Below are 20,168 nucleotides of genomic sequence, written 5' to 3'. Positions count from 1 at the left end.
TGTATTTGAGAAAGTCGCGTTAATACCTACGCGATAAAGCGGTTTTTGTCACACCGAAAGGCATTTTTTGCTAGGTGATACGCAAATCGTCAGCGTTCCCAGTGGCACACTTCCCAGCCAGAAAGGACGGCCAGTTCGTTCAGATCGCTGCCGGGGTTGATTACCGTGGCGCTGTCGACAAACTCCAGCATGGCTTGGTCGTTGATGGAGTCACTGTAGCCATGGCTGTGCTCAAACTTCAGTTCAGGATGCTGCTGCAACCATTGCCGTAAGCGGATCACTTTGCCCTGCTGATAGGTTATGGTGCCGTAAGTGTTGCCGGTAAAACGGCCATCAACCACTTCAACACCAATCGCCAGTGCGCCATCGGCCCCCAGTTGCGCGGCGATCGGGGCCACCAGGTGTTCACCGGTGGCAGAAATGACCAGAATGTAGTCACCACGTTCACGGTGCCACAGCATGCGCTCACGCGCGGCGGGGTAGACGCGCGGTAGGATATCGCGACGGATATAGCGCTGTACCCAACCGGCTACGGTCTGGGTACTCAGCCCCGTCAAGGGAACCAGCGTGGCCCGCATGTAATCTTCCATCGGCAATTTGCCCTGATAGTAGAGTTGCATCAGTTGCTGTTCCTGCTGTTCCAACTCCGCAGGGGCAAATCCCTCAGCCACTAGCCAGCGGATCCACAGGCTGGCGCTGTCGTCATCGATCAGTGTTTCATCCAGGTCGAAAAGGGCTAAGTCCATCAGTTTTCTCCGGTAGGTACGGTGAAATAGCGTAGAGCGTAAGAAACATGGATGACCGTTTGGCGACAGTTTGTTGAATGTTTGCCTAAGCTAGCACGCCACGATGAAAGCGAATGGCATGATTTTTAGCCAATTCACCGACTAAAGCGTACAGTTATGTAAAAGTGCAGAGAAATCAGGCCAATCCCTGCAAGAATAACAGAAACCGAATAAACTCACTGCAGAGGCACTTTCGGTACAACGCTGGCCCAAACGTGAGCCGCGTAGGTTTTACGGTTGGCAGCGTTGCATCGAGCCACTCTCGCTGGTTGGCCGAAAACGTAAACAAGTTTGAAGGTTAACGCTATTTCAATGGTTTGAATGGACATTCTGGCGACGTCATGATGAAAAAAAACTTTTCCACCTCTTTTAAAAAACTGACCCTCGGCGTAGGTGTCATGCTCTTGGTTGTTCCCGCCGTTCAGGCGGCAGAAGCACCAGCCGTACCACAAGTGGATGCCAAAGCCTATGTGCTGATGGACTACAACAGCGGTAAGATCCTGACAGAAGGCAATCCTGATACCCGCCTCGATCCTGCCAGCCTGACTAAAATCATGTCCAGCTATGTGATCGGCCAGGCGATGAAGGCGGGTAAAATCAAGCCGGATGACTTGGTCACCGTGGGCAAAGATGCCTGGGCTACCGGCAACCCGGTGCTGCGTGGTTCTTCGCTGATGTTTATCAAACCCGGCGATCAGGTGCCGGTGTCGGAACTGAATAAAGGTATTGTCATTCAATCAGGTAACGATGCCAGCATCGCGCTGGCGGATTTTGTGGCGGGTAGCCAGGATTCGTTCGTTGGGCTGATGAATAACTACGCTAAATCTCTGGGCCTGCAGAATACGAATTTCCTGACGGTGCATGGCCTGGATGCCGAAGGGCAATACAGCACCGCGCGCGATATGGCACTGCTGAGCCAGGCGCTGATCCGTGACGTGCCGGATGAATATGCGCTTCATAAAGAGAAAGAGTTCACCTTTAACAAAATCCGCCAGATCAACCGCAACCGTCTGTTGTGGAGCACGAATCTGAACGTTGACGGGATCAAAACCGGCTATACCAGCGGTGCCGGGCATAACCTGGTGGCGTCGGCGACCGATGGCCCAATGCGCCTGATTTCGGTGGTGCTGGGGGCACCGAGCGATCGCGTGCGTTTCAGCGAGAGCGAGAAGCTGTTGGCGTGGGGTTTCCGCTTCTATGAGACCGCCATTCCCATTAAGGCCGACAAAGCTTTTGTCACCCAGAAAGTCTGGTTTGGCGACGTGGGTGAAGTGCCGCTAGGGGTTGCTAAAGACGCTGCGGTGACCATCCCGAAAGGGCAGATGAAGAATCTGAAAGCCAGTTACAAGCTCAATGAACCAACGCTGGAAGCCCCTTTGACGAAAAATCAGGTGGTGGGGACTATCGATTTTCTGCTCGATGGCAAAACCATTGAGCAACATCCGCTGGTGGTAATGCAGGAGGTTAAAGAAGGGAACTTTTTAAGCCGCATGTGGGATTTTGTCATGATGAAGCTGAGCCAGTGGTTTGGCGGTATTTTTGGCTGAAGTTAAACGGGGCCACATGAGTGGCCCCCGCTCAAATCAATGACACGCCACCACTTTGATCGCCAAGCCGCCCTGTGAGGTTTCACGATACTTGGCGTTCATGTCTTTACCCGTCTCATACATGGTTTCGATCACCTTATCCAGGCACACGCGCGGTTCGCTGGTGCGGCGTAGCGCCATGCGTGCGGCATTGACGGCCTTCACCGCAGAAATGGCGTTACGCTCAATACAAGGCACCTGTACTTGCCCGGCCAGCGGATCGCAGGTTAGCCCCAGATGGTGTTCCATGGCGATTTCTGCGGCAATGCACACCTGTGCCGGGCTGCCACCCATCAGTTCAGCCAGCCCGGCCGCCGCCATGGAGCAGGCGACGCCCACTTCCCCTTGGCAACCCACTTCAGCTCCAGAGATCGACGCATTCATCTTGTACAATGTGCCAATCACTCCAGAAGCCAGGAAGAAGCGGCTATAAGAGTTGGTGTTAACCGGGCGGATGAACCGATCGTAGTAGGCTAATACGGCGGGGATGATGCCACAGGCACCGTTGGTCGGTGCGGTCACCACACGGCCACCGGCGGCATTTTCTTCGTTCACTGCAAAAGCGAACATATTGATCCAATCCACCACGTTCATTGGGTCGATATTATTTTTGTCACCGGTCACCAAAATACGCCGCAAAGCAGCGGCGCGGCGCTGAACCTTCATTGGGCCCGGTAGTAAACCTTCGGTATTCATCCCGCGCTCAATCCCGGTGCGCATCACCTGCCACACCTCGGTAAAATGCGCCTCAATTTCGGCTTTACTGCGCAGCACCAGCTCGTTTTGCATCACCAGCCCGGAAAGCGAAAGCCCGGTTTCCTTACAGTGCTGCTGCAAATCTTGCGCGGAATGATAAGGGTAGGGAATTGACACGGCATTGCTGATCGGTTGGCCGAAATGTTCTTCATCAACGATAAAACCCCCGCCGATGGAGTAGTAGGTTTTGCTGTGCAACAACTGCTCACCAGCATAAGCGCTAATGCGCATGCCGTTCTCATGCAGTGGCAGATTGTTGCTGTGGAAATTCATACCGCCTTGGCGAGGGAAATCCACCTCGTGTTCACCATTGGCCAACGGCAGGCGGCCACGCTGTTCCACGTCGCGGATAAAACCGGCGATGCTATCGATATCCACGCTATGCGGCAGATTCCCCGCCAGGCCCATGATAATCGCGATATCAGTATGGTGACCTTTACCGGTCAGAGACAACGAGCCGTAAACATCAACCACTACCCGCGTGGTGTCGTACAGTTGCCCTTGGGCGATTAAATCGTCGGTAAACTGTTTGCCAGCCTTCATAGGGCCGACGGTATGGGAGCTGGATGGGCCGATGCCAATTTTGAACATATCGAAAACGCTGATCATAGTCTTAACCATCTTCTGCCGGTTACAGGCTTGAGTAATAGAAAGGGCGATATCAAAAAACCGGCGCCATACAGCGCCGGTTGAGCGTGATTAACCGAACAGGGTGTACAAGATGGCGGAAATGGCAATCAGCCCCATCACGACCACGAAGACGTTACTGATGTGCCCACTGTACTTGCGCATGGCAGGGATTTTACGGATGGCGTACATCGGCATCAGGAACAGCAGCATAGCGATGATTGGGCCACCGAGGTTCTCAATCATCCCCAGGATGCTCGGGTTCAGTGTGGCAACGATCCAGGTGGTCACCAGCATGAAGATCGCCGTGATACGGTTCAGCTTATTGCTGCTGATAGTTTTGCCGCGGCTCTTCATGGATTTGATGATCATGCCGTTAAAGCCTTCACGGGCACCCAGATAATGGCCCAGGAACGATTTGGTGATGGCGATAAAGGCAATAACCGGTGCGATATAGGCGATCATCGGGTTGTTAAAGTGATTAGCCAGATAAGACAGGATTGAGATGTTCTGTGCTTTGGCTTCGGCCAGATCGGCCGGAGAGAGGCTCAAGACGCAACTGAATACGAAGAACATCACCGTCAGAACCATCATGATGTGGGCGTAAGCCAGAATGCGTGAGCATTTTTTCTCGGCACCCGCACCATATTCTTCACGCTTTGCCACTGCGAAAGCGGAGATGATTGGCGAATGGTTAAAGGAGAATACCATCACTGGGATTGCCAGCCACAGCGTGATCACCAGGCCGTGCCCCAAACCGCTGCTGGAGCCTGCAAGAGAAACATTCTCGAAGATGGCACCGCTCCAGTTAGGGATCAGGTACAGCGCCAGCATCATCAGTACGCCAACAAACGGGAATACCAGGATGCTCATGGTCTTGACGATCGCCTGCTCGCCGAAGCGCACGATGGTCATCAGCCCGACGATCAGGATCAGGGATAAAACAGCGCGCGGTGGTGAGACCAACCCCAACTGATGGGTGACAAAGCTGTCAACGGTGTTGGTGATCGCCACGCTGTAAACCAGCAGGATAGGGTAGATCGCAAAGAAGTAGAGCAGGGTGATCAGCTTCCCGGCGCTGATACCAAAGTGTTCTTCTACGACTTCGGTGATATTTTCGCCAGGGTTTTTCCCTGACAGTACGAAGCGGCACAGGCCACGGTGAGCAAAGAACGTCATCGGGAAGGCGATAATGGCCATGATAATCAGAGGAATCAAACCGCCGATACCCGCGTTGATGGGCAGGAACAGCACGCCTGCGCCGATGGCGGTGCCATACAGGCCCAACATCCACATGGTGTCAGATTTGCGCCAGGTGCTGCTGGAAACCGAAGCCGCAGAGGCGATAGTGCCGGTCTGTGTAGTGTCCATAAATATCTCCGAGGTGAACACGTTAATTTGAATTTAAACGAAAAATTTAAGAATGAAACCTGCTGACGAAATATCAGATTTCTTCAGCAAAAAGAGTGATGTGAGGTTATATGACCACCCCTGGTTGTTTATTATGCTAATTACCCTTGGCATTATTTGCCGGATAAGTGGCTCAATGGTTTTCTGCTGTTTAATCGCTGGAAACCGTGACTTCTGCCGGAGGAACGTTGCCTGCCGATTTTTGTTGGCGGCAAGATAACGATTTACAGCATAAACAACCGTGATCGCACTCTCAAATACGCTATTTGTGCATCAGGGCGTTTTTTTATTGATTTTTCGTGCATATGTTGCGCAGTTGTAAGAGCTTTCATGCTGAAAGCGCGCTAAGAAAGAGTGTGTGATTGAACCGGACTATGTGGTGTTTAGCCAGATAAAAAACTGCTTATCAGCTCAGGTCTAGCGATATAATTTAATGTATTGCTTTAGCTTAGTTGAAAGCCATATTCATCTTGTCTGGCATGCTTAAAACACAGACTGTCTTGGTTTAATTTTTTGTTTATTAAGGAATTAATGCAGCTCAAGGTTGTATTGGAGAGTCAATTAATTGAAATTTAGAACGGATAGGAATGCATATTTATTTGTCATATAAATAAAGATGATTGCCGATATTTCACGCAGAAAAGTGAAGTCAATATTACGGTTTAAAACCTGGTTATAATATTCTCAATCGGGGGGATTTGACTTAATTTTCGGCAATTTTATTTCGTAAGAAATAATAACCACGGCAAGCTATTGCAATTCATTAACCTGCAATTATGGATAATAAGCTATTTCTTAGGTTTAATTGCTGTTAATTCGTACAGAAAATCACGAGGCGCGAGCTAAAATCGGATGGCGATCGCCTGCTCACTGAAGAATTTGGTGAACTCGCTTTCAGGTTTGCGATCGGTAATGATCCGGTCAAACTGTGTCAGCGGGCCGATGCAGGCCGGTCTGGTTTGACCAAATTTGCTGTGATCCACCACCAGAATCTTTTGCTGCGCCATGGCTATGGCTTTGTGCTTCATATCCAGTTCGTCAAAGTTGAAGCAGGTGGCACCTTGTTGCAGGTTAATACCCGCCGCAGAGATAAAGGCAATGTTGGGGCAGATGTGTTCGAGTTCATTATGCTGGCCAACCGTGGCAAAAATGGCGTTGTTCGGCTTGAACTCGCCGCCACACAGGATCACCTTGCAGTTGGGTTTAGCCTGCAATACCAAAAAGGTATTAAGTGAATGGCATACGGCGGTGAAGGCCAGGTCGTCCGCAATCGCGTTAATGATGGCTGGCGTAGTCGTGCCACAGTCAAAAAATACCGTATCGTTTTTATTGATCAACGGCGCGGCCAGCATGCCGATGCGCTGTTTCTCAGCTACCTGCTTAGCCTGTTGGTCAGAGACAAAATAGTGGGTTACGCCATGGCTGCGCGGTTCCGCTACCACGTAACCGCCAAGCAAAACTACGGCGGCAGGCTCGGCATTGAGATCGCGGCGAATGGTCATTTCCGAGACGCCTAACAGCGCGGCAGCCTCTTTTAGATGGATCTTGTCGGAACGCTTTAATGCCTGAATTAACCGATTGATACGATCTTCACGCCGCTTTTCCATCTGTTCTCCTGTTGCTAAGCATTCCACACCCCAATGCGGGGCGCACGAGCAGCGCTACCCCGCATCAATCTCGGTGTCGATATTCAGTAACTACCGGCTACGGCGCTGTCGCCTGATACGATTGCCACGCCTGAGCTGGTGCCGATGCGTGTAGCGCCAGCGGCGATCATTTTCCCGGCGGTGGCACGGTCACGGACCGCTCCGGAGGCCTTCACGCCCATCTCACTGCCAACGGTGGCACGCATCAGTTTGACGTGCTCTTCGCGTGCACCGCCGGTGCTGAAGCCCGTAGAAGTTTTAACGAAAGCAACATCGAGTTCGCGGCACATCTCACAGACTTGCGTGATTTGCGCATCGCTGAGTAGGCAGGTTTCCAAGATAACCTTTAACGGAATTGCCGCACAAACCTCGCGCACTGCGGCGATATCGGCTTGTACGTCGTCCAGCAGGCCGCTTTTCAACCAACCGACGTTGATGACCATATCGATCTCCTGAGCGCCTGCTGCGATGGCCGCTTTGGCCTCGAACGCCTTGGCGACGGTCAGACCTGCACCCAGCGGGAAGCCGATGACTGAGCAGACTTTCACTTCGCTTTCCTGCAACAGGTGCGCCGCCAGCGGAACATAACCGGAGTTTACGCACACGGCATAAAAGTTATGTAATTGTGCTTCTTCGCACAGTTTGGCTATTTGGCTTTCGGTGGCATCCATCGCCAAAAGGGTGTGGTCGATATAGTGGGCATAGTCAATCTGTTCGGTGGTCATAGTGATCCCTCTGAGGTCGTTAACGTATAGCTGAATGTGATTATCCTAACATTCAGCTTTGCTGATTGATAGCTGCTGTTACTGGGATTTAGAGAGGTGATAGCTCACCAATGTTATTTAAATAACATCAGCCCTGCACTCACGCTGAGAGAGATAAAGCGGAGACAGGCAGAGGCAAGTGGCCCCTGCCTGTGGAGGTATTACTCTTTCACCCATCCTTTGCTGATCGGGAAAGCAAACAGAAAGCGATACAGGCGTGTCAGCAGGTTAGCGATCGCCTCACCAAACAGATTCCATACCAGCTGTGCGAACAGGCAGCCCACAAGCCCCACCAGGAAGCCACCAACCATATCCAACGGCCAATGAACGCCAAGGAATACGCGTGACCAGGCAATGGCTACCGCAGCAATCATCAGCAGAATACCGGACCAGGTACGGTGCCAGCACAGGAACGCCAGCGCGAAAGTGAAGATGGCGGTGCCATGATCGCTGGGGAAAGAACTGTCTGGCGCGTGCGTCAAGAAGGTATAGCCAACACCGACCACAAATGGCCGTTCGTGTGGCAGTAACATACCAATAGAGGCAGAGGCACTCATGGCAAATAACAGAGCAATTGTCGCCTTGGCCACCACTTCTCGCTGTGAATGCAATTGCTGCTGCGGCCCCCAGAACCACATAGCGACAATCAGTAACGGGATAATGGCGATCAGATCCCGTGCAAAAAATGTAGCAAGATCGATCAACCATTCCGGGCTGGCCGGAGTGGCATTGATCCAGGCGAAAAGAAAGTAGTTCAATTGATCCATCATGATGTCTTACCTCGTCTTACGGCTGAAATAGCCGCTAACCCACCAATAAACAGCCAGTTGGCTGAACCAGACCCACCACCCAGCCCACAGGTTATGGGAAAGAAAATGAGCTCCGCGCATGATCTGACCAAACCCCATCAGCATGCCGCAGGCGATACCGCCCAACCAGCACCAGTAAGCGAGGCGCGGACGTTGCGGATAAAACAGAAAGAACAGCGCCATCAGGGCAAAACCACTGGAGGCATGACCACCGGGAAAACAACGGCCTGGTCCTGGAAACGCGGGTGTAGTGCCAAACAGCGGAAACGACATGGCTTTGCCACCGTATTCCAGCAGATCCCACGGGCAGGAATGGGCACTGACCGCTTTCAACATACCGACAACCAATGGCCCGACACCAACCAATAACATAGTGACGATCAAACGCGTATTGCGGCGGTAAATACCCCAAAAAAGCGCGAGCACTGCACCGGTGATAACCCCGATCTTCAAGAGCCGATGATTGATCAGATCCAACCAGTAGTTGTTCTGCCAAGGAAAACGGTGGCTTGCGGCGTCATACCAGTAATTACTGAGCGCCCAGTCCAACTGCTCATTACGTGATAACCAGATCAATACCATTCCGGCCACAAGCAAGCCAAAAACCTGCCAACGGTAAAAGGATGTTGGCAGGGAGTAAAGGACATCACTCTTAATTTGCATAGCTGTTGAGGATTGATTTAATGAAGGTTCTGATGATTTCGACGTGTTCACGCGGTAGCTCATTGGCGGTAAAGAATAATACTACTGTAATAATTCCGGCTTAAGAAAACCTTAGTGAGTTATGACGCGCGATCTTGGCAAAACGGGAGGATATCCAGATTTAACCTATAATCAGGATCTGTATATCGTGCTAACGTACTTCAATATTACGCCATGAATCATAGGGATAAAAAATGAACAAGCTTTCTTTTGCGTTTGCCAGCCTGCTGATGGTGGCCTCTGCCAGCGCGGTTGCCGCAACAGCAGCCAGCGAAAATGGCGATCTCAGCCTGCAACCGTTGGAAAAGGTCGCGCCATTCCCAAAAGCAGAGAAGGGGATGAGCCGTCAGGTAATTTACCTGCCGAAACAGGAGAATGAGCAGAACTTCAAAGTAGAACTGTTGATCGGTAAAACGCTGGAAGTAGACTGTAACCGGCACATGATGGGAGGCTCTTTGGAAAGCAGAACGCTGGCCGGTTGGGGTTATGACTACTTGGTGCTGGCAAAAATTTCGGCACCCGCATCCACGATGATGGCCTGCCCGGATAACAGCAAGCGGCAGGAGTTTGTTGCCGCTAACTTGGGAGATGCAGCGATGCAGCGTTACAACAGCAGGCTGCCGATCGTGGTTTACGTGCCGAAAGAGGTTGAAGTACGTTACCGCATATGGTCTGCCAGCGAGACTATTGGGCGCGCGGTAGTGAAATAAATCCGTTAGCATTGCCAGGTATTCTTTTTCATCAATCTAATCTGCCGGTATGCATTGACCGGCAGATTTTTATGTTTAAAGCGTGGAGAGGTATTTGGAACAACAAAGAAAGTGGGTGTTCAACCCTTGTCGATAGAGCTGTTTGCGTCGCCTAAGTGACACCGTTTGCAACGTTATCTTTAATGTTACATATCTCTTTATTTAACGAGTTGAATGTAATAAAGCCAAGAAGTAAGGTTATGGCTATACACAGAAAACTTAACCCAAGAAGCAGGGATGTAATGGCATTTTTTCTTTCATTTTCTATAGCATCAATCAATGCGTTTGATTTTTCTTTTGAAGTTGGCGTTATGTAATCACAAGCCTCGTTGTAAATATTTGATAGAGCATATTTATATTGTCTGCAATGCTTTTTATCTATTATTACCTCTGCGTTTTTGTTGTATATTTCATCAGTGGAAATATACAGTCTCTCATTTTTTAAGTTAAAGGTGGCGTATCCTATTTTATAATTTAAAATAGTATTTGTTAGTAGGGTCATGCCATAGATAACGCTGAAAGTAAAAACAAAGCTAACAAGAATAAAGTCAAAGCCAATTATCTTTTTATGCCCCATAGGGCCAAAGAAACCGGTGAACCAAAATGATGTACGTCGGAATCGACCACTCTCAATGTTCTCCTCTATCAACTTTGCATCATCCACGCAGGCAACATTGATTCCATTTAAAAGTCGATAAATTTGTGTATCAAAGGCGTTGTCATTATATTTTTTTAATTTTTCGCTACGAAAATCCACCCTTAAAATTCTCAGTATTACTTGAAATAAAAACGCAAAGCCTCCCATTCTAGTGATCATCAGACAAACAAATAAAAACATTAGCAAAGCTTTACTTTCATCTGTTGTGAAAGAATCAAACATTATTACCCCCCTCGTTAGTGAGTGTTGTTTTCATAATATAGAATTATATAGGGCTTGATAAGTGTTTTTCTTCTTGGGAAATAAAGTTTGTTGTTTGTTTCTCTTCGTCATTATATCACATTGTTACTTTTCTCTGAGAAAGGTGCTTTATCTCAAGAGCACACCGACTGATTCCTGCACCTGTTGCGCAATCAGATCAAAGTTGGCACCTAAAGTACATGTGTTGTCGTGCGGAGAGAATTCCATCTGCTAACTGTCTTGGTTCACCGGCCGAGTGTGTTGTGTCTTCAACGTATTTAATAAGTAATTACTTTTAAATCTCATCGAATTTAGGCAGCAGAAAAAACGCGTTTCTCGCCACCGTAATGATTTACGGCTATTTATAATAGGCCATTGGGGTAGGTTAGAGATTAATCATTAGAATTTCTTATGTATTGGCGTCCGCATTGCAGGCTTGAAATAAGTGGTGACTGTTAGGGGCTTTATTCAGCGAATAACCATGGTATCCGTAGCGAGAATAGATGTGTTTTATAAAAAGAATTATTGATGGCTAATTTTAATACGAGAGTTTGAGAAACTATCGCCGTAACAGCTTAACAATTAAGTTGGGGCTCTGAAATGATTGTTAGAATAAGGTGTTCTTAAGTAATAAGGCACAGAACATGAGTTCTGCACCTTGTAACATGGCTTGCTAACTCAAGTGCAAGTCATAATACTACAACAGGAAGTGATGGTTATTCTGGCAGGCAGTCAATAACAACGTTAGAGGTTATAACATTATTACCGTATTTACCCGTTGTTTTGCAAGTTGTAACTTCAGTGCAGACAATAGCATCGCCTACCGTACTTTTTTCGATTGCGCTAGAACAGGTGGTTGCCCCGCCAATAACAATTGAAGCTTCAGAGGTATTTAATTTTTTCATACTGATATCCTTATGGTTAAATAGTTTAAATGGCCTTAAAAAATTGCTATTGTTAATCATAGTTAATACATTTTCTATGTATTAATAGCACAGAGGCTTAAATGCACCTCAAGGCAGGTTAACTATAAAGACAAATGATTGCACCGTCATCACTAAAGCCTTATTTCTATCATTTACGGAGTTTTCTCAACTTATTAACGTCATTGTCCTGTAATGGTTATGGGTAATACCTTCAGTTTATGAGTAGTCGTGTAGGGAATGAATAATAAGAGGGTGTCACGAACAAATACAATAGGCTTACATTAATGTAATTCAGGTTTTCGACTACACACTCCAGTGGAATGCGTAGTCGTTCGGAATGCATCCATTACAAAACTTCGACAAGCTGAAACTCTTCAAAGACGAGTTCCATATTTTCAGCATAGGTTCCTTCACGCTCGAAAAAAGCCTGATGTCCGGCTCGCCAGTCATCCAGGCTTAGATCGCCTTCACCTTCTTTACTCGCCTGCTCTGCGGTTATTTCGGAGAATCGCACAAGGCGTAGAGCCAGGGTTCTTACCACGCAAACCGGTTGGCCTTCTCCGCTCAGAATGATGCTGTAGCCACCGGGTGATAATACTGGCCTGTTAGAGGATGCCACCCAGGCGGCGTTTTATGCGCAGGTTGCTGGAATGGCCCGCACCTTCAATGTCACCCCGATGCACTGGCGCAAATACCGTAAAGGCAAACTGGATACGCGGTCAGCGGTAGCCAGCCTGTCACGGCTCGTGAATGCCGAGTGGTGGGAGTGTCAGCTCAAAGCCCAGCGCACCCGCTGGCGTGAGGCGTTGCTGATTGCGGTTGGCAATGTGAATCGGGGTGTTTCCGCCTATGCCAGCAAGCAGGCGATCCGCGAAGTGAAAGCGCGCCGCCAGTCTAACCTGGATTATCTGAACAGCCGGGAACTGGAGAATGCCGACACCGGCGAACGCATCAGCCTGATCGACAAAGTGCTGGCGAGTATCTCCAACCCGGAGATCCGTCGGATGGAGTTAATGGCGATGATTGCCGGTATCGAGAAAGCGGCCGCCGAGTCGGGGCACAAAGGGCTGTTTATCACCATCACCACGCCATCGAAATACCACCCGACGCGCACCCTCGGCAAAACTAACCCCAAGGTGCAGTTTAATCATAATTGGGATGCGGAAGCTTACACCCCCAAAGACGGCCAGCGTTATCTGGTGACGCTGTGGAGCAAGATCCGCACCGCGTTTAAAGATAACGACCTGCAGGTGTATGGCGTGCGGGTGGTTGAACAGCATCACGACGCGACCCCGCACTGGCACATGATGCTGTTCACCAGCAAGGAACAGCGCCAGTCGGTGATCGACATCATGTGCCGCTATGCCATGGCCGAGGATGGCGACGAACGCGGCGCAGCAAAGAACCGTTTTGACTGCAAGCACCTCAATAAAGGCGGTGCAGCGGGCTATATTGCGAAGTACATCGCAAAGAATATCGATGGCTATGCCCTGGACGGTGAACGCGACCACGAAACCGGGGAATTGCTGTCTGAGACCGCCGCCGCTGTGACTGCCTGGGCATCCACTTGGCGCATTCCTCAGTTTCACTCTATCGGCCTGCCTTCCATGGGCGCTTACCGTGAATGCCGCCGTATCCGTTCTATCAGTTTGGCTGATACGTTTGACGACAGCGTTGAGGCTGTTCGCGCTGCTGCTGATGCTGGGGATTTTGCCGCCTATATCCTGGCGCAGGGCGGGGCCAATATCCCCCGCAAGGAACAGACCGTGCGTGTGGCGCGCCGTGTGGCCGATGAACTCAATACCTATGACGAAGAGGTGCAGAAGGTGGTCGGTATTTTCGCGCCGCATCTGGGCAGCACGCACATTCATGAGACCCGCACTACGCAATGGCGCATTGTCGCCAAAGCCGTTGACCTTGAGGGCTTGACCTTAAAAAGCGCCTCTGGCGCGCCTCGGAGTCCTGTCAATAACTGTGGGTGGGTCGGCAGCAGCGAAGCAGCAAATCCGCAGAATAGTGAGCCTGTAGACGACGTGGTGGTGTTGGAACATGCACCGGAAACCGTTATTGACTGGCAGGACATGACCGTGACATGGTCGGTTATGGCGCGGATCAGGGCTAATACCCCACAGGCGAACCGATCTCAACGCAGTCGCGATGCTTATCGGGGGCGCAATGTGGCTCCTTCGGCCCGCTTAATCCCGGCGGAGCGTGACAGATTGCCTCAGATTTACTCAGCGTTAGCACGACAAAACATCAAAGCCGAGCGTTGGTGCGCGGTGCAAAAGTGAAATTCGGTGACATATCAATGCAATATGAACCGGTCAAGGATTGGGCAAGCTTCGAATAATGGGTTGCGTGATCAGAATTAATCAGTGATACTGTATATAAATACAGTTAATTAATGTCGGAGGAAAAGGGGGCATCGGCAAGACATTGAAGACTTGGTGATCCTGGAACGCATTGAACTTATCGCCCGCCTTGGGGTTTGTTATGAGAGCCAAGCAAAAGATAAAGAGATAGCACGGATTTGGATCTCAGAACTTGCAGGAAATGCCAAGGATGACCTTACTGAGCATGTTAAGCCCAAATTTGTTAATGATTCGGTATTGCTCGAATAATTAAATTTATAAAGCTATGCAACTTTTGTATGCTGCCGTATAGGTCGTTGCAATGTTAAGATTGTGAAGCGCTTCCATATGCCACAATTTTTAGATGATCTTTATGCATATGAACCGAGATTTTGATTGAAAATATAGTTATAACAGTAGGATAGCCTGATGAACGCTCAACAATTTGATTTCCTCACTGATAGTGAGCTGACATTACTAGAACGGTATAAAACCTGTAAGGCTATGGCTCGAGGTTATGCTGATAACTATAAAGCTGATAAAGATAGACTTGTCCAAGCTCGTTCATATTGCGCTCAAATAATCAGTACATATTGGGATAGCCTTGCTAAATCTCAAGATAGTTCAATTAAAATCAAACAGATACCACATTCTGTGGTTTTGGCTGAAGTGTCATGCGATGCATTGCAGTTAGCCAAAAGTACGGGTGAGTTGATCGCTGTTTTTCCTGTAGAAGATGCAGGTTACTTGATCGGCTCTATCTATACGGTAATGTTACCTTCATCCTATCGTTCGGAAATCGGCGCTTATTATACCCCTCCGCCTTTGGTATCTCGTTTACTGGATTTAGCTGAAAATACAGGTGTAGATTTTTCTAAAGGTTCGGTTATTGATCCTGCTTGTGGTGGTGGTGCTTTTTTAGCACCTGTCGCATTAAGAATGCTACAGAAAGATAATGGCTCTTCGCCTGAATGGATATTAAGACGCATTGTAAAGCGTCTTAAGGGTATTGAGATTGATCCATTTGCTGCATGGATGAGCCTGAGTCTCCTTGAGGCCGCATTAATGCCACTATGCATTGCTGCTAAAAGGAGATTACCAGAAGATACTATAATTATAGGTGATGCTCTTAAGCAGGTTAATATAGGTAACTTCGATCTTGTTATAGGTAACCCACCATATGGTAGGGTTACATTAGATGTGGAAATGCGAGAAAGATATTCTCGCTCCCTTTATGGACACGCGAACCTATACGGTCTTTTTACTGATTTAGCTATTAGGCTAGCAAAGCCGATAGGTGGCATAGTAGCATATTTAACGCCGACATCATTTTTAGGCGGTCAGTACTTCATGGCATTAAGAACGCTATTAACAGATGAGGCAACACCTTGTGCTTTTGATTTTGTGGCGGATCGTGAAGGTGTTTTCGATGATGTTCTCCAAGAAACGCTTCTTACTACATTTAAGTTAGGTAAGCATAATAATTTTGCTGAAGTATCTTCATTAATACCGAAAGGTCTTAATGATGCTAAAATTGAAAAAATTGGTCATGTAGAAATAGAACATGGTGGGAAAGCCTGGCTACTACCAAGAAATTCAGCAGATGCAGACTTTTTGAATGCTATAAAGCTGATGCCGAATCGGTTATCTGATCTTGGGTATAGTGTGTCTACTGGCCAATTGGTTTGGAACAGGTTCAAATCCCAATTACGCACGGAGCCAACCAAAAAAAGTTTCCCACTTATCTGGGCTGAGTCTATTACGAGCTCTGGATTTAAATTTAGTGCAGACCGTCGGAATCATGTTCCCTATATTGATGTTTATTCAGATCAATCACATTTGGTGACATCACAGCAGTGTGTTTTGGTGCAAAGAACAACATCAAAAGAACAGAGCAGAAGATTACTAGCTGCTGTACTCCCACAGGATTTTATAGATAAAAGTCACGGTGTTGTTGTTGAAAATCATATTAATATGATTTACTCGCATGAGTTATTTACGTATGTAAAACCAGAAACTATTGCTGCAATATTAAACTCAAAAATAGTGGATCGTGCATTTCGCTGTATTAGTGGTAGTGTTGCTGTTTCCGCCTATGAGCTTAATTCCATACCTCTTCCAAGTGTCGAGGAAATGTTAAAAATAGAGAGGATGGTATTTTCTGGTGGTTCTAAAGAAAAAATTGAGAAAGTAATATCAAAATTCTACGGAGTGAGTTTACAGTGAGCTTACCAAAAGTCCCAAAATTGGAAGTTATAGCAGAAAGACTTCCGATTATATTTCCAGAAGGTACGGAGAATAGAAACTACGTTATACGTGAGATGGCTGCTAAAACACTGTATGTTATGTTTTATGCTGGAGCCATATATGGTACTGATAATTGGATAAGACCAAGTCAGGTTACTGATATGGGGACAAAACAGGCGAGTATTGTTGATGATGCGAGTCGCAAGAATTGGGTCAAGATGACTTTATCTAGTAAAAAAGATCGCCCAATTGATGCTTGGTATGCAGCTAATTCCCGAGAGCCTGTCAGAGACGAAACTATTCGTTCAGGTTTTATACCTTGCGGTGTGGTAATAGAACGAAGTGGTATTCCTACAACGTCATCGAAGCCGAAGTATAGTCTTGAACCATCTTTTGCAAATTTATTTGATGAAGAGTTGATTGGTAGTGATTTAGATATTGCTATAACACAATGGCAAAGTACCTATTTAAATAAAGCCGCATTATCTAGATTACGTCTTATGAAATCAGGAGCTGCGATTGCAGAAGATGCAGTAGTTGTTACTTTTCCAAATGGTGAGCAAAGGACATTGGCACCAGGACCTTCAAGTGTGATAGCTAAGGCTGTTATTGAGGTTTTTGCTCCAACCTTTCTTAAATCTCCGGCCATTCTCTGGTTATCGGAATCTGGTAATAAAGTCGTTGCTCGTGATGAAGGATTAGCAAAAGCATTAGGTTTAAGAATTGATGCATCTAAAGCACTTCCCGATATAATCCTTATCGACTTAGGGCATGATAGCAGTGGCGCAGATATGTTAGTTGTGTTTACTGAGGTCGTAGCTACTGACGGACCAATAAATAGAGAGAGGAAGAGTACGTTAACAAAATTGGCTCTGGAGGCAGGTTTCAGCGAAAGTCACTTAGCGTTCCTAACCGCTTTTATGGATAGGGGGAGTACGCCGTTCAAAAAATCAATCTCTGAGTTGGCTTGGGGTTCTTATGCGTGGTTTGTGTCTGAGCCTGAGAATTTGATTGATTTAAAGGATGGCCAGCCAGTTAAATTATCGGATAGAAGCTGAGTTGATACTGCTGATAGTAGGGATGCATGCATTGAGTGCATGAATTTGCATGATGATCCGGTGTGGTTTTTACCCGCGTAGAGCCTGCCCTGGCGCAGATCGTGCCGGATCACGCAACTGCATGAAAAGTGACACATGAAGCGGGCAGGCGAGGCGGGGATAGCATTGCGCGCATCATTAAGAGACCTCATAGACTATATACCCTAAATAATTGAGTTGTATTTATGCGGCAAGACCGAGAATCGCCAAGCGTATAGCAAACTACGTGACTGGTGCGAACGGAAGCAGTTAACACCCATACAGATTGAAGTATGACGAGAATAAAGGATAGCTCTAAACCACCTCATCGAGAGGTGGTGATTTAGAATCAAAGGGTTTCTATTCTTTTTAAGAATGTATCTAATTCTTTAATTTTTCTACAATTTGGAGATAGCTTTGCTATCGAAATGTCATTGTGGTCGTACTGAATTTTTGCTAATCTTTTACTACTACTTCTTAACTCAATGTTAGTTTCTTTTTCAAGGTCAATATTTGCATTATCTATTCGTGAATGGATGTATTTTTTTATCCGCATAAGCCATTCACTAATAAAATAATAAACATATTTACCTCTAGTTAATTGATCTCTATCTAATGTCGATATAATATCATAATATATCTTTTCGTCTTCATTGAGATTTTCCAATCGACTGGTTATTATTGGGATTTCTTTTATTTTTAATATAACCTTATCCTTTTCTATTTTATCAAAAATTTCATCATTCTTCGGAAACTCAATACCCAACCCAAGTATTCTAGACATAAATAATTGAATGGAAATGTTTTTTATTTCATTATAAAAACATTCCTTGGCTTTGGTATAGTGCATCATTACACTATCGATAATATTTCTATTCCTATCATCTAACTTAAATGTTGATATTAAAAAATGTTTTATCACTCTATCGTCAGAAAGTGGGTTCTCAATAGCATAAAAAGGAAGTGTCATTATGTTTTTACTATAATGGCAATATAATGAATAGTCTTGATCGACAAAAAAATAGGTTTCAGAAAGACTGTCATTTTTTTCTTCAAAGAGCTCATCATAAAGAGCTACTGACTGTTCTTTACCTGCGCCATTTATATGTGAGTATTCTTTTTCAAAACTACAAAGATTTAAAGCATGATGATAGAAGTCATAGTCATCGTCACCTTCAAATACAAATAATATCCTGCCTGATTCTTTGTTCTTGATTAACTTCAATCTCAAAACACATGGTTTTCTTATAGAGTCCATCATCATTTTAAAACGGTCAACGGCCATGTCAAAAGACCTCAATATTTAACAACTTTAAGTGATTTAACTTCGGTTTTTAATTCATTATCAAAAACAAATGGAGAATGTGTTATTGCTAACATTTGAATTACAGAAGGACTGTTTGCGATATCCACAAGCACATGCTCCTGCCATTCTAATGATAATGAAAGTTCAGGCTCATCAATTAATACTATCTTCATTTTTGTGTGATCAAGGTACATGTGAGCCATCAAGGATATAATCTGTTTCTCACCTGAAGATAGGTCTTCTAACTCAATTGTATTATTCGTATGTAAATCCTTCACAATAACCTGAAGTGATTCAACATCAAAATTCAAAGATTTAGAGTCGTCAGAGAGTTGAAGGTACTTATTACAAATACCAACAAAACTTTCTATTTTTAATTCTAGCTCTTTTGTTGAGTCTATTACTGCCTTTAACTTTGATAGGAAGTAAGTAAGCATTTTATTTGAGGTCAATTGCTCTTTACTTTCCATAATATTAGTTACTTCTTGAATAATTCGTCTGTTACTTTCTTTGTCTTTATTAACAACTCGACCTAAAAAACGAGATAGCTCAGAAACTGAGGGGAGTTTATGTTTTGCAGATGTGCTGATTTTTCCGGTCATCATATCTTCAATAATGGTCGCACTCAACGTTCTATAACCCAAGCTAGACCGTCTTTCAATCGAGGAGCTTATTTCTTTCAGTTTATACTCTACATCATACAACCCAAACTCCATATTTGAACTTGATGATTCTTCGCGAACTCTTACAAACTCACCATCGCGAAGCACCACTCTTTCATTATCCTCTCTCGTAAAGCTATCTCTTAGAGTTGCTTTTTCTATACGGCGATAGGTTGGTAGATATATTATGTCAATATCCTTCATTTTAAGTTTTATTTCTTCAATTTCTTGAATTGCCTTAGACTTGACTTTCTTTTCTTGAGGGAATAAATCTACACTATCAATAGAGGCGTAAAATGATTTTAATGTTCTTTTTACATACTCCAAAACATCATCAATATCCGAATGACTATATGGGCTGGATTCGTACATTTTTTTATACCAACTAGTGCTTTTTGCCTCCCTTAATGACTTGTATCTAATAAATGATAAAACATCGTCTACTTGCCCGCTACTTAGTTTTCTGGTGATTTCAAAAAAACGGGGAGGCAACGTTGCGTTTGATAGGAAATCAGAGAAGCTTAATTCGGAAACGTTTATAAGAAAATTTTTATCACTAAATTCTATAGAGATACTTTCACATTTAATCTTGCGTAATTCATCTAACTCTCCTTTCAATGTGGATTTAAGGGCATTTATAAGTGTCGTTTTGCCAGCGCCATTTTCAGCAATTATAATTGTACTTTTTTTGTTAAAGTTCAATTCAATATTCTTATATCCGTACAGCTTGTTGATTGAGAATTTTCTAAGTTCAACTGTCATGATAGTAATTCCATTTGTTTTCAGCATGATATGCTCTCATTTAATATATTGTAAAAAATAATTTTTGACTAGTTAATTTTTGAACAACTAATAAGAGGTGTTATCC

At 45.9% G+C, this 20,168-nt stretch carries 16 protein-coding genes and 2 pseudogenes; 6 read left to right on the top strand and 12 right to left on the bottom strand.

Translation table 11 applies throughout. The annotated features are described in order from the left end of the window. Nucleotides 1-89: 89 nt before the first annotated feature. Nucleotides 90-746, bottom strand: coding sequence for an HAD family hydrolase (locus tag AC2A1E_RS08230; protein ID WP_459402749.1), 657 nt, complete (start codon nucleotides 744-746; stop codon nucleotides 90-92). A 380-nt stretch (nucleotides 747-1,126) separates the two neighbouring features. Here AC2A1E_RS08230 and AC2A1E_RS08225 point away from each other — a divergent pair, with 380 nt between their 5' ends. Then, the gene (locus AC2A1E_RS08225; RefSeq protein WP_484383328.1) at nucleotides 1,127-2,332 is read left to right on the top strand and encodes a serine hydrolase; all 1,206 of its coding nucleotides are present in this window, start codon (nucleotides 1,127-1,129) and stop codon (nucleotides 2,330-2,332) included. Between the two features lie 36 nt (nucleotides 2,333-2,368). Here AC2A1E_RS08225 and AC2A1E_RS08220 read toward each other — a convergent pair whose 3' ends face one another. The 6 genes from AC2A1E_RS08220 to AC2A1E_RS08195 form a co-directional block, all read right to left on the bottom strand. Beyond that, nucleotides 2,369-3,736 carry an L-serine ammonia-lyase gene (locus tag AC2A1E_RS08220; protein ID WP_484383327.1) on the bottom strand — a complete coding sequence of 456 codons (1,368 nt, stop codon included), beginning with the start codon at nucleotides 3,734-3,736 and terminating at the stop codon, nucleotides 2,369-2,371. A gap of 90 nt (nucleotides 3,737-3,826) precedes the next feature. Further along, nucleotides 3,827-5,125 carry an HAAAP family serine/threonine permease gene (locus tag AC2A1E_RS08215; protein ID WP_484383326.1) on the bottom strand — a complete coding sequence of 433 codons (1,299 nt, stop codon included), beginning with the start codon at nucleotides 5,123-5,125 and terminating at the stop codon, nucleotides 3,827-3,829. Between the two features lie 881 nt (nucleotides 5,126-6,006). Then, nucleotides 6,007-6,771, bottom strand: a complete 765-nt coding sequence (deoR, locus tag AC2A1E_RS08210) for a DNA-binding transcriptional repressor DeoR (protein WP_484383325.1) — start codon at nucleotides 6,769-6,771, stop codon at nucleotides 6,007-6,009. A gap of 83 nt (nucleotides 6,772-6,854) precedes the next feature. After that, complete coding sequence (deoC, locus tag AC2A1E_RS08205; protein WP_484383324.1) at nucleotides 6,855-7,535, bottom strand: deoxyribose-phosphate aldolase; 681 nt, start codon at nucleotides 7,533-7,535, stop codon at nucleotides 6,855-6,857. 200 nt (nucleotides 7,536-7,735) lie between these two features. Next, nucleotides 7,736-8,341, bottom strand: a complete 606-nt coding sequence (ybjG, locus tag AC2A1E_RS08200; protein WP_484383348.1) for an undecaprenyl-diphosphate phosphatase — start codon at nucleotides 8,339-8,341, stop codon at nucleotides 7,736-7,738. 9 nt (nucleotides 8,342-8,350) lie between these two features. Beyond that, nucleotides 8,351-9,109: a phosphatase PAP2 family protein gene (locus AC2A1E_RS08195; RefSeq protein WP_484383323.1), complete on the bottom strand. Its 759-nt coding sequence runs from the start codon at nucleotides 9,107-9,109 to the stop codon at nucleotides 8,351-8,353. A 170-nt stretch (nucleotides 9,110-9,279) separates the two neighbouring features. Here AC2A1E_RS08195 and eco point away from each other — a divergent pair, with 170 nt between their 5' ends. Continuing rightward, nucleotides 9,280-9,795: a serine protease inhibitor ecotin gene (gene eco, locus AC2A1E_RS08190; protein WP_484383322.1), complete on the top strand. Its 516-nt coding sequence runs from the start codon at nucleotides 9,280-9,282 to the stop codon at nucleotides 9,793-9,795. A gap of 151 nt (nucleotides 9,796-9,946) precedes the next feature. Here eco and AC2A1E_RS08185 read toward each other — a convergent pair whose 3' ends face one another. The 3 genes and pseudogenes from AC2A1E_RS08185 to AC2A1E_RS08175 form a co-directional block, all read right to left on the bottom strand. Next, nucleotides 9,947-10,714, bottom strand: a complete 768-nt coding sequence (locus AC2A1E_RS08185; RefSeq protein ID WP_484383321.1) for a hypothetical protein — start codon at nucleotides 10,712-10,714, stop codon at nucleotides 9,947-9,949. A gap of 734 nt (nucleotides 10,715-11,448) precedes the next feature. Beyond that, entirely contained in the window at nucleotides 11,449-11,637 is a 189-nt protein-coding gene (locus AC2A1E_RS08180) for a DUF4762 family protein (protein WP_484383320.1), read from the bottom strand. 367 nt (nucleotides 11,638-12,004) lie between these two features. Continuing rightward, nucleotides 12,005-12,244: pseudogene (locus AC2A1E_RS08175) on the bottom strand (ASCH domain-containing protein); the annotation flags it as partial. Nucleotide 12,245: 1 nt separating this feature from the next. Here AC2A1E_RS08175 and AC2A1E_RS08170 point away from each other — a divergent pair. The 4 genes and pseudogenes from AC2A1E_RS08170 to AC2A1E_RS08155 form a co-directional block, all read left to right on the top strand. Continuing rightward, a pseudogene (locus AC2A1E_RS08170) lies at nucleotides 12,246-14,008 on the top strand (replication endonuclease); the annotation flags it as partial. A gap of 97 nt (nucleotides 14,009-14,105) precedes the next feature. Beyond that, complete coding sequence (locus AC2A1E_RS08165) at nucleotides 14,106-14,279, top strand: hypothetical protein (RefSeq protein ID WP_484383319.1); 174 nt, start codon at nucleotides 14,106-14,108, stop codon at nucleotides 14,277-14,279. 159 nt (nucleotides 14,280-14,438) lie between these two features. Next, nucleotides 14,439-16,235 (top strand): HsdM family class I SAM-dependent methyltransferase, encoded by a 1,797-nt coding sequence (locus AC2A1E_RS08160; RefSeq protein ID WP_484383318.1) that lies wholly within the window; start codon nucleotides 14,439-14,441, stop codon nucleotides 16,233-16,235. Next, on the top strand, nucleotides 16,232-17,314 hold the full coding sequence (locus AC2A1E_RS08155) for a BsuBI/PstI family type II restriction endonuclease (protein WP_484383317.1): 1,083 nt from the start codon (nucleotides 16,232-16,234) through the stop codon (nucleotides 17,312-17,314). The genes AC2A1E_RS08160 and AC2A1E_RS08155 overlap by 4 nt, the downstream gene beginning before the upstream one ends. 367 nt (nucleotides 17,315-17,681) lie before the next feature. On the opposite strand, the gene AC2A1E_RS08150 is transcribed toward AC2A1E_RS08155, so the two are convergent. Beyond that, nucleotides 17,682-18,617: a DUF4435 domain-containing protein gene (locus AC2A1E_RS08150; protein WP_484383316.1), complete on the bottom strand. Its 936-nt coding sequence runs from the start codon at nucleotides 18,615-18,617 to the stop codon at nucleotides 17,682-17,684. An 11-nt stretch (nucleotides 18,618-18,628) separates the two neighbouring features. After that, nucleotides 18,629-20,062 carry an AAA family ATPase gene (locus AC2A1E_RS08145; RefSeq protein WP_484383315.1) on the bottom strand — a complete coding sequence of 478 codons (1,434 nt, stop codon included), beginning with the start codon at nucleotides 20,060-20,062 and terminating at the stop codon, nucleotides 18,629-18,631. Nucleotides 20,063-20,168 lie beyond the last annotated feature (106 nt).

The organism is Serratia sp. HNCC26DJ206 (assembly GCF_057180605.1).
This window is presented reverse-complemented; position numbering and strand designations above follow the sequence as displayed.